Origin of the sequence: Microbacterium arborescens (assembly GCF_030369635.1) — a bacterium.
Taxonomy (GTDB): Bacteria; Actinomycetota; Actinomycetes; order Actinomycetales; family Microbacteriaceae; genus Microbacterium.
The window spans coordinates 572,591-586,640 of record NZ_CP128474.1 but is presented as its reverse complement, the minus strand read 5'-3'; the positions used below and the strand labels follow the sequence as shown (position 1 = coordinate 586,640).

The window sequence follows — 14,050 nt, the reverse complement described above, 5'->3', positions numbered from 1 at the left end:
TGGGGGTCCTCTCGGAATCGGGCGTCAGGGGTGGACGAGCCGCGCGGCGATGTCGATCGCCGTTTCGACGTCGTCGTCGTGCGGGTACAGGAGGGTGCGGCCAACGGTGAGCCCGCGTACGCCCGGCAGGGCGAGCGCGTTCTCCCACGAGCGGTAGGTCTCGTCGGGCGATGCGCCGTTGTCGCCGCCGAGCAGCAACGTCGGAAGGGTCGTCGCGGCCATGACCCGCTCCATCTCCTCGACCACCGGCAGCTTCATCCAGGTGTAGGCGCTGCTGGCGCCGAGCCCCGACGCGATCGCGACCGAGTGGATGACGGCCTCGGTGGAGAGGTCGTTCACCACCGTCCCGTCCACGCGGCGGCTCAGGAAGGGCTCGAGCATGATGGGGAGCTTGGCGGCTGCGGCCTGCGTCACGGCCCGCGCTGTCGCTTCGAGGGTGTCCGCCGTCGCGGCGTCGGCGAGGTCGATGCGCATCAGCGTCTTGGCGAAGTCGATCCCGCTCGCCGTCATCGTCGGAACGTCGTAGGCCGTGAAGCGGTCGTCCATCTCGAAGCTCGCACCCCGCAGCCCGCCGCGGTTCATCGAGCCGACGACGATCTTGTCATCGAGCAACCCGAGGAGGGCGAGGTCGTCGATGATGTCGGGGGTTCCGAGCACCCCGTCGACGCCCGGGCGCGACAGCGCGATCGCCAGGCGCTCCAGGAGGCCGTCACGGTCGGCCATCGCGAGCGGATTGCCCCCCACCCCGAGAGCCCCGCGGGCGGGGTGGTCCGCGGCGACGATGAACAGACGTCCGTCGCCGCGCGTGAGCGGCCTCCGCCGCCGTTCCGCGAAGGCGCGGGCGATCCGCTCGGGTCGCTCCGCACGCGCTTCGCGGACGGCTTCGATATCGACGCGGCTCAACGACCGACCTCCGTCAGTGCGCCCTCGACCTCTGCTGTGGTGGGCATGGCGGTGGAGCATTCCAGACGCGATGCCACGATGGCGCCGGCGGCGTTCGCGAAGCGCAGCATCCGTTCCAGCCCCCACCCTTCGAGAAGCCCGTGGCACAGCGCGCCGCCGAACGCGTCGCCCGCACCGAGTCCGTTCACGACCTCGACGGGATGCGGCGGCACGATGACGCTCTCGTCAGCCCTGCGCGCGAGCACGCCTCGCGGTCCGAGTTTGACGATCGCGAGAGAGACGCCCCGTGCGAGCAGCGCTTCTGCGGCCCGATCGGGATCGGTCTCACCGACGGCGACCTCGCATTCCTCGCGATTGCCGACGACGATGTCCACGTGACCGATGGCGTGTTTCGCGAACGCGGTCGCATCGGCCCGGTCGTCCCAGAACATGGGCCGGAAGTCCAGGTCGAGGACAGTGTGGGAACGGCGCTGGCGCGCGTCGAGCGCGGCCAGGTGGGCGGCGCGGCTCGGTTCGCGGCTGAAGCCCGTGAGGGTGACCCACAGGATGCGCGCGCGCCGGATCGACTCCGCATCGAGGTCGGACGCCTCGATGTTGAGGTCGGGCGCCGAAGGCTCGCGGTAGAAGTACAGGGGGAAGTCGTCGGGAGGGAAGATCTCGCAGAACGTGATCGGCGTCTTCAGGACGGGGTCGACCCCGACCCCGGAGGCATCGACACCGAGGCGTTCGAGCTCGGCGAGCAGGTAGCGGCCGAACGGGTCATCGCCCACACGCGATACGAGACCGCTCGCGCGACCATGGCGCGCCGCTGCGACCGTGACATTCGCGGCGGAACCGCCCAGGAACTTCCCGAAGGTCGACACGTCCTCCAGTCCGACACCGTGCTGCAACGGATAGAGGTCCACCCCCAATCGGCCGAGCGCGAGGAGATCTGCGCCCGGACCGGTCTCAACGCTGTCGTGCACGGGCTACCGTTCTCTCCGTTGCGGCGGTCATGTCCTAACAATAGCTCAATAGCAAACGGGGAGACAAGGGTGACTGCCGCCCAGGGCGAAAAAGATATATTGTCGGCACATTCGCGCTTCCGCACCCGGCGCGTCGAGGGGATGACACGACGATGACCACCGCCGACACCGTCTGGCCCGAGAGCATCGGCGCCGAACTCGATCGGACCGGCCCCGTTCCGCTGTACTTCCAGGTCTCGACGCGGCTCGAGCACGAGATCCGCACGGGGAACATCGCGCCGGGCGCGCGCCTCGAGAACGAGATCGCCATCGCCGAGCGACTCGGCCTCTCCCGGCCCACGATCCGTCGCGCCATCCAGGAGCTGGTCGACAAGGGGCTCCTGGTCCGCCGCCGCGGCGTCGGCACGCAGGTCGTGCAGGGCCAGGTCACGCGCCAGGTCGAACTGACGAGCCTGTACGAAGACCTCGACAACGCCCAGCAGGGTCCGGCGACACGGGTCCTCGAGCACGAGGTGCGCGCTGCCGACGCGGCGAGCGCGATCGCCCTCGGAGTGGCGGAAGGCTCCGACATCCTCTACCTGCGCCGACAGCGGCTCACCGGCTCGACGCCGATCGCGATCCTCGAGAACTACCTTCCCGCCGACCTCGCCGACCTCGGTCGCGACGAGCTCGAAGAGCGCGGGCTCTACCAGCTCCTCCGCGCCCGCGGCATCGCGATCCGCATCGCGAAGCAGAAGATCGGCGCCCGCCGCGCCCAGGGCGATGAGCACACGCTGCTGGGAACCGAGCGCGGCGGACCGGTGTTGACGATGGAGCGCATCGCTTTCGACAACACCGGCCGCGCGATCGAGTTCGGCCACCACTGCTACCGACCCGACATGTACACCTTCGAGACGACGGTCGTCGCCCGCTGACGGGTGCTCAGCCGAGCACGACCTCGGCTTCGGAGAAGAACTGATCCACAGCCTGGTCCACCGAGGTGGTCCCGAGGCCGAGCGACTTGCCGAGCTCCCAGAACGTCTGCTCGAGCGAGCCGTACCCGGCGACGGGCACGGGCGGAGCATCGCCGATGCGGTCGGCGGCCGACTCGATGTAATCGGCGACCTGCTTGTCGGCGCCCTCGAGGGTGGCGCCGGCGAGCTTCGACGTCGACGCCGGGAACCCGAGCGTCGTGCCGAAGACCTGACCCGCCGCCTCGGAGTTCACGACGAAGTCGAGGAACAGCGCTGCCGCCTGCGGGTGCTCGGTCTTGGCCGAGATCGCAACCTGGAGGCCCGCCTGACGGTAGAGGTCCTTCGAGCCCTCCTTGGCCGTGGGCGGGGCGACGATCGAGATCGACGAAGCGCCCGAGTCGGCGAGGTAGCCGCCGAGGAAGTTGCTCCAGCTCATCTCGCTGGCTGTCAGAGCCGCCCCGAAGCCCGACTTGGGCGAGAGCTCCTCGAGACGCTGCTGCGGCACGGTGACGCCGTCGCGCAGGCCTGCCCCACTCTCCCAGAACTCGCGCAGCTGATCCTTGGTGAAACCGAGCTCGCCGTCGTCGGTGTACAGGTTGCCGCCGTCGGCGCGAAGCGCCAGCTCGAACACCTGGATGCGCTGGGTGTAGTCGGTGCCGCCGTAGATCGAGCCGCCGGTCGTGTCGGTGACCTCGGCCATCCACTCGTCGAATGCGGCGAAGTCGGTGCCGCCGTCGGGGGCCGCGACGCCGGCCTGGGCGACGAGGTCGTCGTTGACGAAGTTGGCCCACAGGCTGTAGCCGGTCGGCAGCGAGTACTGCGTGCCGTTCAGCGCTCCGGTGCCGAGGAGCCCGTCGTCGAAGGTGGTCATGTCGATCTGGTCGGCGACCTCGGCGAGGTCGAGCAGGTTGCCCGATTCGCCGTACTGCCGCAGGTAGCTGTCGGAGAACTGGAAGACATCCGGCAGTCCCCCGCCTGCGGCCTCGGTCTGCCGCTTCTCCCAGTAGCTCGGGAAGTCGGTGAAGCTGACGTTGACGGTGATGTTCGGGTACTCCTCGTTGAACGCCGCGATCAGCTCGTCGTAGCGCTTCGCGCGGTCGTCGTTGCCCCAGAACGCATAGGTCAGCGTGACCTTCTCGTCGGGATCGAACGCGGCTGCGGGAGGCGTCTGCGCGCCGCCGCATCCGGTCAGTGCCAGCGCGCCGGCGGCGACGATGCCGACGGTTGCGAGCAGGCGGTTGGCCTTCATGGGAGTCCTTTCATCGGGAGCGGGCCCGGGGGGGACGGGTCTCAGGTGCGGCGCGGTCGCGCCGGGATCGCGACGACGGCGAGCGCCGCGCATCCGATGCCGGCCACGAACAGCGGCGGCAGCGCCCAGGTGACCACCACGACGAAGGCCGCCGTGGCGAGGAGGTAGAGCGTTCCGGCGAGGTCGCCGCGTGCGGCATCCGGGATCGATCGGATCGCGCCCCGCCAGCCGAGCTCGGGGCTCCATGCCCCGGCGGCGAGGAGCAGGGCGACGGCGAGAGCGGCGAGCCCCGCCCAGCCGACCGCTTCGACGACGGCGCCACCGGGGAGGAACCCCGACCGGGCCAGGTCGATGTCGAGCAGCAGGACGAGCGTCACGACCAGCGCCACGAGACCGACGGCCGCGCCCGGCAGCAGCCCCGCGCGGACATCGGCCCAGAACAGTGAGAGCCGTGAATCGTCGGCGGCGACGTAGCGACGCAGATGCCGCACCCCCGCCGCGAGCGCGACCGGAAGCGTGACGACCGCGAGCGAGACGACGCCGATGAGCAGCCCGATCAGCAGCACCTCGCCGAGCAGGGCGAACGCCCCTGCCGCGCCGGGATGCCGCAGCTGCGGCCGCGCCTCGAGGGTCGGTCCGCTGCCGGAGCGGTCGGCCCGCACCGCGGCACGCTGTGCGCGCCGCGTGCGGGGACGCTCGTCGGTCGACATCGCTAGCCCTTCAGACCCTGCGTGGCGACGCCGTCGACCAGGAACTTCTGGAAGACGATGAAGAAGAGCAGGATCGGGACCAACGCGATGAACGACGCCGTCACGGTCGCGCCGTAGTCGCTCGACGAGGTCTGGTCGTTGTAGAGGCGCAGCGCGATCGGCAGCGGGTAGTTCTCGGGGCTCGTGAGGTAGAGCAGCGGGCCGAGGAAGTCGTTCCACGCCCAGATGAAGCTGAAGATCGCGCACGTGATGAGAGCCGGCTTGATGAGCGGCAGGATGATCGACCAGAAGATGCGCAGGTGTCCCGCGCCGTCGATCTTCGCGGCCTCGTCCATATCGCGCGGCATCTGCCGGATGAACTGCACGAGGAGGAACACGAAGAACGCCTCGGTCGCGAGGAACTTCGGCAGCAGCAGCGGCCAGTACGTGTCCACCATCCCCAGATTGTTGAAGATGATGTACTGCGGGATGATCACGACGTGGAACGGCAGCAGCAGCGTGCCGATCATCGCGGCGAACAGGATGCCGAGTCCCTTGAACTGCAGGCGGGCGAAGGCGTAGGCCGCGAGCGCCGACGACAGCACGGTCCCGATCACCGAGACACCGGCGATGAGCAGCGAGTTGGCGAAGAAGCGCCACATCGGCACGCCCGCGATGCCCTCGGCGACCTTGATGTAGTTCTCGATCGTCGGCGCGTTGGGCAGTAGCCCCATGTTCTGGCCGAACTCGCTGTTGGGCTTGAACGTCGACAGCAGCAGCCAGACCAGCGGGTAGAGCACGACGGCGGTGATGACGATCAGCACGGCGAACCAGATGATCGTCTGCCAGGTCTTGCGCCTGACCCTGCGTCGCGCGGGCGGCATCGGCGTGGTCTGCTGCTCGGCGAAGATGGCTTCGCTCGTGAGCGGTGAGGTGGGTGACGTGGTCATCGGTTGTCTCCCGAGTAGTGCACCCACGACTTCTGGGTGCGGAAGAGGATGAGGGCGATGATGGCGACGACGACGAGGAGCACCCACGCGATCGCGGCGGCGTATCCCATGCGGCCGTCGGCGAATCCGGTCTTGTAGAGGTAGACCGTGATGAAGTTCGTCATCCCGGCGGGGCCGCCGGTGCCGTTGGAGATGATGTAGGCCGACCCGAACACCTGGAACGCGCCGATGAGGCCGAGCAGCAGGTTGAAGAAGATGACGGGCGAGAGCATCGGCACCGTCACGGCGCGGAAGCGGCGGACGGCGTTCGCCCCGTCCATCTCGGCCGCCTCGTACAGCTCCTTCGGGATCTGCTTGAGACCGGCGAGGAAGATCACCATCGTCGCGCCGAACTGCCAGACGGCCAGCAGGATCATCATCGGCAGGATGAGCCCGGGGTTTCCGATCCATCCGCCGAGGTCGATGCCGAACACGTTCAGGCCGTTGTCGACGGGGCCGTCGGTGGCGAACATCGCACGCCACACGATCGCGACCGAGACCGAGGCGCCGATGAGCGAGGGGGCGTAGAACGCCGAGCGGAAGAACGCCGCACCACGGTCGCGGTAGTTCAGCAGCAGCGCGATCAGGAGAGCGGCGATCAGCGAGATCGGCGTTCCCACGAGCACGTAGATCAGGGTGATCTGCGCCGACTGCATGAAGCTCGGGTCGTTGGTGAAGAGCCGGATGTAGTTGTCGAAGCCGATCCACTTCGGCGGCGAGAAGATGTTGTAGCTCGTGAACGACAGGTACAGCGAGTACGCCATCGGAACGAGCGTGAGCCCGAAGAACCCGACGAGCCACGGCAGGAGGAAGCCGTACCCCGCGATGTTCTCGCGGACGGCGCGCTTGCGGGCGCCGGGGCGGTCGAGGTGTTCGGGCCGCTGCTTGCGGACGAGGCCGCGGCGCGACGAGTCCTTGGTGACGATCACCCGTGTGGCGGTAGTGGTCACGATGCTCCTGAGGATGCGGGGAGGATGCGGGGCCCGCGGGCCGGCGCAGAGCGCCGGCCCGCGGGAGCGGGTCATCCGTTGAGGGTGATGTCCATCTGCGAGAAGAAGCGATCGACGGCTTCGTCGACGGTGATCGTGCCGAAGGCGAGCTCGGTGCCGAGCTTGCGGAACTCCTCCTCGATCGTGCCGTAGCCGACGATCGGAACGGGCGGCGCGTCGCCGAGGCGGTCGGCGATCGACTCCTCGTACTCCTTGACCTGCTGGCTCAGCGGGTCGAGGTCGGCCGCGTCGAGAGCGGTCTGCGAGGCCGGCAGGCCACGGTTCGTGCCGAAGATCTCGCCCGACTCGGGCGAGTTCACGAGGAAGTTGACGAGCGTCGCCGCGGCGGCGGGGTGCTCGGTCTTCGCCGAGATCGTGTGGAGCATCGAGGGCTTGAGGTACAGGTCCTTCGCGCCCTCCTTCGTGACCGGCGGGGCGACGAGACCGAGCTCGGTGTATCCCTCGCCCAGGTTGCCCAGGTAGCCGCCGCCGAAGTTGTCCCACGTCAGCTCGCTCGCCGTGAGAGCGGCGTCGAAGCCCGAGAGCGGCAGGGCCTCCTCGAGGCGCTGCTGGCCGATGACGGCCCCGCTCTCGCGGAGCTCGGCGCCGTCCTCCCAGAACTGGGTCAGTCGCGCCTCGTCGAAGCCGGGCTCGCCGTTCTCGTCGAACAGCTGCGACCCTTCGGCGCGAAGCTGGAGCTCGAAGTTCTGGATGCGCCCGGTGTAGTCGGTGCCGCCCCAGTACGCTCCCCCGGACGCGTCGGTGACGCTGGCGATCCAGTCCGAGTAGTCGTCCCACGAACCACCGTCGAACTCCTCGACACCGGCCTGCTCGATCAGCTTCGGGTTGGTGAACATGCCCCAGGCGTTCGTCGACGTCGCGATGCCGTAGGTCGTGTCGCCCACGACACCGATATCGAGGATGTTCTGCGGCAGCGCGTCGATCTCGATGATGTCGCCGAGGTACGGCTCGAGGTCGAGCAGGAGGTTGTTCTCGGAGTACTGCCGCAGGTACGAGTAGTCGAACTGCATGACGTCGGGGAGCCCGCCGCCGGCGGCCTCGGTCTGACGCTTCTCCCAGAACTCGGGGAAGGTCAGGAACGTCGCGTTGACCGTGATGTTCGGGTATTCCTCGTTGAAGGCCGCGATCGCCTCGTTGTAGAGCTCCGCGCGAACGTCGTTGCCCCAGAACGCGAGGTTGAGGGTGACCTTCTCGTCGGGATCGAAGGTCGCGTCCGCGGCGGGGGTGTCGCCGCCGGCACAGCCCGCCAGGGTGAGCGCGGCGCCCGTCGCGATGGCGACCGTGGCCAGTGCCCGCTTTCTGCTGAACATCATTGTCCTCTCTGCCGAACGTCGTCGTCTCGGTGCGCGCGAACGTCCATTGTCCGTGTGTGCAGGTGCGCGCCGCCCCGCTGTCGGGAAAGCGCTTGCCGGCAACGGTACTACGCCGTGAAACGTTTCGCAAGAAACTCGGGCCAACCGATTCGCACCCGTGATCTCGCGGCTGTGACCGGTCTCAGTCCGCCGGTTCAGCCTCGCACATCAGACGACCCCCGTCGACACCCAGCCGCACCCGGTACACCGCGCACCGGCGGCCCTCGACGTCGTCGGCATGGGCCCCGTCGCCACCGGCATCCGGAGTCGTGGCCGGCTGCGCGAAGAAGTAGTACCAGAGGGCGTCTCCGTCGCGGACCGGGGCTCCGTGGTGCCCGAACCCCTGGCCGGGCACGGTTCCGGCTCCGAGCACGACCTCGTCGGCACCCCCCTGGCGCACCCAATCGACGGTGTCGTCCGAGACGAAGACCCCCATCCCCCGCCACTCGTCGACGATCATCCACCACCGCCCATCGAGCTCGAAGACACTGGGTCCCTCGTGCGGACGCCCGCCGATCGCGACGCCGCCGTCGACCCACGACGCGAGGTCGTCCGAGACGGCGACCCGCGTGATCGAGTCGGCGGCCTCGTCCTTGTACCAGAGCCGCCACCTCCCGTCGGGGCCGCGCGCGACCCCGGCATCGATGACGCGGTCGCTCGCGAGATCGAGCGGGCCTGTGCGATGCCACGAGACGAGGTCGGTCGAGCGGTACTCCACGATCGCGCGGGCGTGACCCGGCCAGCGATCGGGAACACCGTCGATCTCGGTCAGGTACATCCGCCATCCGCTGCCGTCGAACACGACCTCGGGCGCCCAGTGCGTGCGGTCGACCATCGCCGGGGGCGCCCCGGCGACGAGAGTGAGGCCGCCGGCATCCGGTTCGAGCGTGCCCGCGTATGTCCAGTCGACGCCGTCGCGCGAGCGTGCGACTCCGATGCGCGAGCCGTGCACCCAGGCGACTCCCGGTCCGGGGTCGGGGTGCGTCGCGCGGCGCTGCGTGTAGAACATCCACCACGCACCCCGGTCGATGACGACGACCGGATCGGTCGCCCCGTCGTACACCGGATCCCGGTAGATCTCTCTGAGCACGGGTTCTCCTCTCTTCCCCCGTCGACTCGCCACGTATCGCGGGTGCGGGGGCGCCGACATCCGCGCTTTCTGGCGAGTCGACGGGTGGGGGTGGGGGGTCAGGACTGGGTGGCGTGCAGGTGGGCGTAGCGGCCGGAGGCGGCCAGAAGATCGTCGTGCGAGCCCTGCTCGACGATGCGGCCCCGCTCGAGCACGACGATGCGGTCGGCCTGGCGGATCGTCGAGAGGCGGTGGGCGACGACGAGGGTGGTGCGACCGGTCATGAGCCTGCCCAGCGCCTCCTTCACGAGCTCCTCCGATTCGGGGTCGAGCGCCGAGGTCGCCTCGTCGAGCAGCAGGATGCGGGGGTCGCGGACCAGCGCACGGGCGATCGCGAGCCGCTGACGCTGCCCTCCCGACAGACGCGCTCCCCGCTCGCCGACCACCGTGTCCCAGCCGTCCGGCTGGCCGCTGACGAACTCCCACGCGTTGGCATCGCGCAGCGCCTGCTCGATGCGCTCGTCTGCGACGTCGGGCAGCCCGTAGGCGATGTTCTCGCGGATCGTGCCTTCGAACAGCACCGACTCCTGCGGCACGACCGAGACCGAGCGCCGCACGGTGCGCAGGTCGAGTTCCTGCACGTCGGCTCCGTCGATCGTCAGTCGCCCGCTCGTGGCCCGCACGAAACCGAGGACGAGGTTGAGCAGCGTCGACTTACCCGATCCCGACGAGCCGACGAACGCGTACGTGCACCCCGCGGGGATGTGCAGGTCGATCTCGTGGAGCGCGTCCTCGCTCGCCCCCGCGTAACGGTGGCTCGCTCTCTCGAGGCGGATGTCGCCGATGATGCGGTCGACGCGGCGCTTGCCTTCGTTCTGCTCGAGGTCGGGCTCCTGCAGCACTTCGGCGATCGAGCGCACGGACTCGAGTCCGCGAGCGCCCACCGGGATGAGCATCAGCAGTTGCGTGAGCCCCTGCGTGAGCAGAGTGAAGTAGGTCGAGAGCAGCACGACCTCGCCGGGAGATATCGGCAGGATGCCGGTGAGCGAGAAGATCGCGGCGAGAACGAGGCATCCGACGCCGAGCAGCTGCATCGCCACCCACGAGATCGACGCGACGTGACCGTTGAGCATGTCGAGGTGTAGCCCTGCGCGCCGCACCCCCTCGGCGCCGTGCGAGACGCGGGTGACCGCCGTCTCCTCCAGGCCGTGGGCGCGGGTGACCGGCATGAGCGACGCCATCTCTCCCACCCGCGCCGAGAGCACCTCGACCTCGCGGCGGAAGACGGCGTTGCGCTCTCGCGAGCGGTTGCGCATGCCGTACCGGATGCCGATCGCGATCGGCACCGCGAGAGCGTAGACCGGCAGGAACTGGGGCACCGCGATCGCGGTCATCGTGAGGGCGCCGATCATCACCATCGTCGCCGAGAGCAGCGGGTGGGTGACCTGCTGCAGCATCAGCTCGACGTTCTCGACGTCGCGCACGACTTTCGTCTGGACGATCGACGAGCTCACCCGCGAGTGATAGCCGATCGACAGGCTCTGCAGCCGCGCGGCGAGCGCGTTGCGCAGGTCGGCGCCGGTGTCGCGCACGACGGTCATGAAGCTGCGCGTGTAGAGGATGTGGTTCGGGTAGTTCTGCAGCAGCAACGCGGCCGCGACGAGGAACCACCCGACGACCGCGGTCACCTCTCCCCCGCCCGCGACGATGTCGATGATCGCCGCCGTGATGACCGGGAGGAACCACATCGGGATCTCTTTCAGCGCGAAGGCGCCGATCGCGATGCTCATGCGTCCGGGCCGACGGGCGAGCAGCCGCAGGACGGATCGAGCCGGACGAGCGCCGTCGATCAGGTCCGCGGGACGGGAAAGCGGTTTCCGAGCCACGTGACCATGCTAAGCGCACACCACGCGGCGGCACACCCCTCGGCGCGAATCAGTTCGCGGTCGCGCTCGCGATGCGATCGACGAACAGCTGCGTCGCCTGCGGCACGTAGTCCGCGCTCGTCTCGGGGTCCCAGCCCACGAGGGCGAGCACGTTCTGCCCCGTGCGCACGGTCGCGCCGACGAGGGTGAACGGCGAGCCGCCGACGTCTCCCGTCACGCGCCACCCCCGCACGTCGTCCGCTCCGGTCACGGCGACGTCGAAGGGCTCGACCGCGGTCGTCACGGGCACGCCCTGCATGGCGAACAGCTCCTGCCCGTTCGCGCAACGTGCGATCGCCTCCTCGGCCTGTGCCACGAGCGCCTTGGCAGCCGCGTCGTCGGCCGCCGACGCCACGACCGCCGTCATCGACCGATCGTTGCTCGTGCCCCATTCCACGGCGTCGCCCGCCGACTCCCACCCGGCCCCGAAGGGCGCGAGGCACGCGGCATCCGACACCGTCAGCCCGGGATAGATCGACTCGAGCATCGCCGCGATCGAGTCGTATTCGGCGGCGCGGAACTGGATGCCGCTGAACAGACCCGCGAGCTCATCACGATCGAGGGCACCGGATGCCGCCGCGGGCGCCGTCGCCGCCGTCGAGGGTGCGGTCGTCGCGGTGTCCGCCGCGCTCGGCGACTCGCCGCCCTGCTCGGCGGACGGAGTGCAGCCCGTCAACGCCGCGAGACCCAGGGCTGCGACGACCAGACCGGCGCGCAGCCGAGCGTGCGGAATGCGGGATGCGGGTGATGCCATGGCGGTCTCCTCGGATCGATGTGCCTCGACGCTAACGCGCGCGGGTCCGCCGCGACGTGGGCAGCCCTCCCCATCGACCGTCCGCGCCGACTGCCGTATGGTGTCGCTTCGCCGCCTCCGACCGGAGCGCCGAGCCACGCACCGGAACACCCGCCGCAATGGCGCGGGATGGGGCGACGGAAAGCGCTTGCTGACATGATGGGAGCGACGTCAGGAGAATCGGATGCCACGCACCACCACCATCGCCCTCGTCGGTGTCCACGGCTACGGAACCGTGCACCTCGACAACCTCCGCCGCCTGGGCGATCGGGTGCGGCTCGTCGCGGCAGCCGACCCCCGTCCGCCGGCACCGGGCGCCCTGCCTGCCGAGACGCGCGTCTTCCCCGACCTCACCTCGCTGCTCGCGGCGACCGACGACATCGACGTCGTCATCGTCGCCACCCCGTTGCACACGCACCTCGAACTCGCGCGCACGGTCGTGAGCCGCGGCATCGACCTGTACCTCGAGAAGCCCCCCGTCCTGACGCTCGCCGACCTGCGCGTGCTCGAGGACGCCGCCGCACATTCGGGGGCGCGCATCCAGGTCGGCTTCCAGAGCCTCGGATCACGGGCGCTCCGAGCCTTCGCTGAAGACCGCTTCGACCTCGGTCCGGTCCGCGCCATCGGGGCAGTGGGCCTCTGGGCGCGCGATCGCGCGTACTGGGAGCGCAGCCGCTGGGCCGGACGCCGCGAGCTCGACGGCGTCGCCGTCGTCGACGGCGTCACGACCAACCCGCTCGCCCACGCCACCGCCACCGCGCTCGCGATCGCCGGCACGACCGCCGTCGCCGACATCACCCAGGTCGCCGCCGACCTCTACCGCGCCAACGCCATCGAGGGCGACGACACGAGCCTGCTGCGCGTGTCGACCACCCGCGGCATCCGCGTCACCGCCGGACTCACGCTGTGCGCGGACGAACAGGTCGACCCGTACGTCGAGGTGCACGGACGCCGCCGCACGGCACGCTTCTTCTACACGGAGGACGTCGTCGAGGTCGACGGCCGCAGCGAGCACTTCGAGCGCGACGACCTCTTCGAAAACCTCCTCGATCACCGCGACGATGGCGTCGCCCTGCTGTCTCCCCTGTCGGCATCGGGCGCCTTCGTCGCCGTCATCGACGCCGTGGGACGCACCGCGCCGCACGAGATCGACCCCGCGTTCGTGACGGCGCGCGGCGAGGGCCCCGCGCGCCGGCTCGTCGTGGACGGCATCGAGGACACGATCATCCGCGCCGTCGACGCCGAGGCGACCTTCGGCGAGCTGCACCTGCCGTGGGCGCGTCGCACGGCCCCCGAGGTCGTGCTGACCCTGCCCGGTACCGGTTCGCCGCTCGCCGAGCTGGTCGACGGTGCCGACGCAGCGCGTTCGTCGAGCCCGCGCCCCTACCTGCATCCGCTGCGCACACCGGGCGGCGTCGTCGTGACCGATCATCATCCCGCCGACCACGACTGGCATCTCGGGGTCAGCGTCGCGTTGCAGGATGTCGACGGCACCAACTTCTGGGGCGGCCGCACCTACACGCCGGGCGAGGACTACATCTGGCGAGGCGATCACGGACGCATCGAGATCGCCCGCGTCGAGCAGCTCGACGATGGCGCGGCCCTCGACCTGCGCTGGATCGGTCCCGACGGCAGCGTCGTCGTCCGCGAACGGCGAGAGCTGCGGGTGACCCACCGCGACGATCGCGCCGCCGTCATCGGCCTGTCGTTCGAGCTGTCGCCGGCGGGCGATCGCACCGTGATGCTGGGCGGGCCGGGCAGCAACGGACGCGTCGGGGGCGGCTACGGCGGTCTCGCCTGGCGCCTCCCCGCCTGCGGCGACGTCGACGTGCGTACGCCCTCGGCTCGCGGCGAAGAGGCGGTGCACGGGACGATCGCTCCCTGGCTCGCGTGGTCGGCAGCCTTCGCCGGACCGACCGGTGGCGCACCCGCCGAAGCCACCGTGGCGCTCGCGGCCGCCGACGAGGTGTCTGCCGCGGATCCGTGGTTCGTCCGCGTCGCGGGCTACCCCGGCATCGGCGCAGCGCTCGCGTGGGACCGCGCGGTGGCGGCATCCCCCGACGCCCCGGTCCGGCGCGCCTACCGCCTGCTCGTGGCCGACGGCCGTGTGACCGACGCGGAGGTCGGCGCGCTCCTCGCCTGACCCCGCGCGA

At 69.9% G+C, this 14,050-nt stretch carries 12 protein-coding genes; 2 read left to right on the top strand and 10 right to left on the bottom strand.

Features of this window, described 5'->3' with window-relative positions; genetic code table 11:
* Window positions 1-24: 24 nt before the first annotated feature.
* Both QUC20_RS02705 and iolC read right to left on the bottom strand, forming a co-directional pair.
* Window positions 25-963, bottom strand: coding sequence for a Cgl0159 family (beta/alpha)8-fold protein (locus tag QUC20_RS02705; protein WP_434543650.1), 939 nt, complete (start codon window positions 961-963; stop codon window positions 25-27).
* Window positions 900-1,868 carry a 5-dehydro-2-deoxygluconokinase gene (gene iolC, locus QUC20_RS02700; protein WP_289330870.1) on the bottom strand — a complete coding sequence of 323 codons (969 nt, stop codon included), beginning with the start codon at window positions 1,866-1,868 and terminating at the stop codon, window positions 900-902. Before iolC ends, QUC20_RS02705 begins: the two co-directional genes overlap by 64 nt.
* A 152-nt stretch (window positions 1,869-2,020) precedes the next feature.
* Between iolC and QUC20_RS02695 the strand changes: the two genes are divergently transcribed.
* Window positions 2,021-2,782 (top strand): GntR family transcriptional regulator, encoded by a 762-nt coding sequence (locus QUC20_RS02695; protein ID WP_289330869.1) that lies wholly within the window; start codon window positions 2,021-2,023, stop codon window positions 2,780-2,782.
* 7 nt (window positions 2,783-2,789) lie between these two features.
* Here the strand turns inward: QUC20_RS02695 and QUC20_RS02690 are convergent, their stop codons facing one another.
* From QUC20_RS02690 to QUC20_RS02655, 8 genes are all read right to left on the bottom strand, one after another.
* Window positions 2,790-4,070: an ABC transporter substrate-binding protein gene (locus QUC20_RS02690; RefSeq protein ID WP_289330868.1), complete on the bottom strand. Its 1,281-nt coding sequence runs from the start codon at window positions 4,068-4,070 to the stop codon at window positions 2,790-2,792.
* Between the two features lie 41 nt (window positions 4,071-4,111).
* On the bottom strand, window positions 4,112-4,780 hold the full coding sequence (locus QUC20_RS02685; RefSeq protein WP_289330867.1) for a hypothetical protein: 669 nt from the start codon (window positions 4,778-4,780) through the stop codon (window positions 4,112-4,114).
* A gap of 2 nt (window positions 4,781-4,782) precedes the next feature.
* Window positions 4,783-5,709, bottom strand: a complete 927-nt coding sequence (locus QUC20_RS02680; RefSeq protein ID WP_289330866.1) for a carbohydrate ABC transporter permease — start codon at window positions 5,707-5,709, stop codon at window positions 4,783-4,785.
* Window positions 5,706-6,698 carry a carbohydrate ABC transporter permease gene (locus QUC20_RS02675; protein ID WP_120263487.1) on the bottom strand — a complete coding sequence of 331 codons (993 nt, stop codon included), beginning with the start codon at window positions 6,696-6,698 and terminating at the stop codon, window positions 5,706-5,708. Before QUC20_RS02675 ends, QUC20_RS02680 begins: the two co-directional genes overlap by 4 nt.
* Before the next feature lie 71 nt (window positions 6,699-6,769).
* Window positions 6,770-8,068, bottom strand: a complete 1,299-nt coding sequence (locus tag QUC20_RS02670; RefSeq protein WP_289330865.1) for an ABC transporter substrate-binding protein — start codon at window positions 8,066-8,068, stop codon at window positions 6,770-6,772.
* Between the two features lie 184 nt (window positions 8,069-8,252).
* Window positions 8,253-9,200, bottom strand: a complete 948-nt coding sequence (locus QUC20_RS02665) for a family 43 glycosylhydrolase (protein WP_289330864.1) — start codon at window positions 9,198-9,200, stop codon at window positions 8,253-8,255.
* A gap of 98 nt (window positions 9,201-9,298) precedes the next feature.
* Window positions 9,299-11,065, bottom strand: coding sequence for an ABC transporter ATP-binding protein (locus QUC20_RS02660; protein WP_289330863.1), 1,767 nt, complete (start codon window positions 11,063-11,065; stop codon window positions 9,299-9,301).
* A 49-nt stretch (window positions 11,066-11,114) separates the two neighbouring features.
* A complete protein-coding gene (locus tag QUC20_RS02655; protein WP_289330862.1) occupies window positions 11,115-11,858 on the bottom strand; it encodes a hypothetical protein in 744 nt (247 codons plus the stop codon).
* Between the two features lie 223 nt (window positions 11,859-12,081).
* On the opposite strand from QUC20_RS02655, the gene QUC20_RS02650 reads away from it, so the two are divergent.
* Window positions 12,082-14,040, top strand: coding sequence for a DUF6807 family protein (locus tag QUC20_RS02650; protein WP_289330861.1), 1,959 nt, complete (start codon window positions 12,082-12,084; stop codon window positions 14,038-14,040).
* Window positions 14,041-14,050 lie beyond the last annotated feature (10 nt).

Excerpts from the sequence above, each read along its gene's own strand:
- QUC20_RS02705 (WP_434543650.1), bottom strand. The coding sequence starts at position 963 with ATGCTCCACCGCCATGCCCACCACAGCAGAGGTCGAGGGCGCACTGAC.
- QUC20_RS02695 (WP_289330869.1), top strand. The coding sequence starts at position 2,021 with ATGACCACCGCCGACACCGTCTGGCCCGAGAGCATCGGCGCCGAACTC.
- QUC20_RS02690 (WP_289330868.1), bottom strand. The coding sequence starts at position 4,070 with ATGAAGGCCAACCGCCTGCTCGCAACCGTCGGCATCGTCGCCGCCGGC.
- QUC20_RS02685 (WP_289330867.1), bottom strand. The coding sequence starts at position 4,780 with ATGTCGACCGACGAGCGTCCCCGCACGCGGCGCGCACAGCGTGCCGCG.
- QUC20_RS02680 (WP_289330866.1), bottom strand. The coding sequence starts at position 5,709 with ATGACCACGTCACCCACCTCACCGCTCACGAGCGAAGCCATCTTCGCC.
- QUC20_RS02670 (WP_289330865.1), bottom strand. The coding sequence starts at position 8,068 with ATGTTCAGCAGAAAGCGGGCACTGGCCACGGTCGCCATCGCGACGGGC.
- QUC20_RS02655 (WP_289330862.1), bottom strand. The coding sequence starts at position 11,858 with ATGGCATCACCCGCATCCCGCATTCCGCACGCTCGGCTGCGCGCCGGT.
- QUC20_RS02650 (WP_289330861.1), top strand. The coding sequence starts at position 12,082 with ATGCCACGCACCACCACCATCGCCCTCGTCGGTGTCCACGGCTACGGA.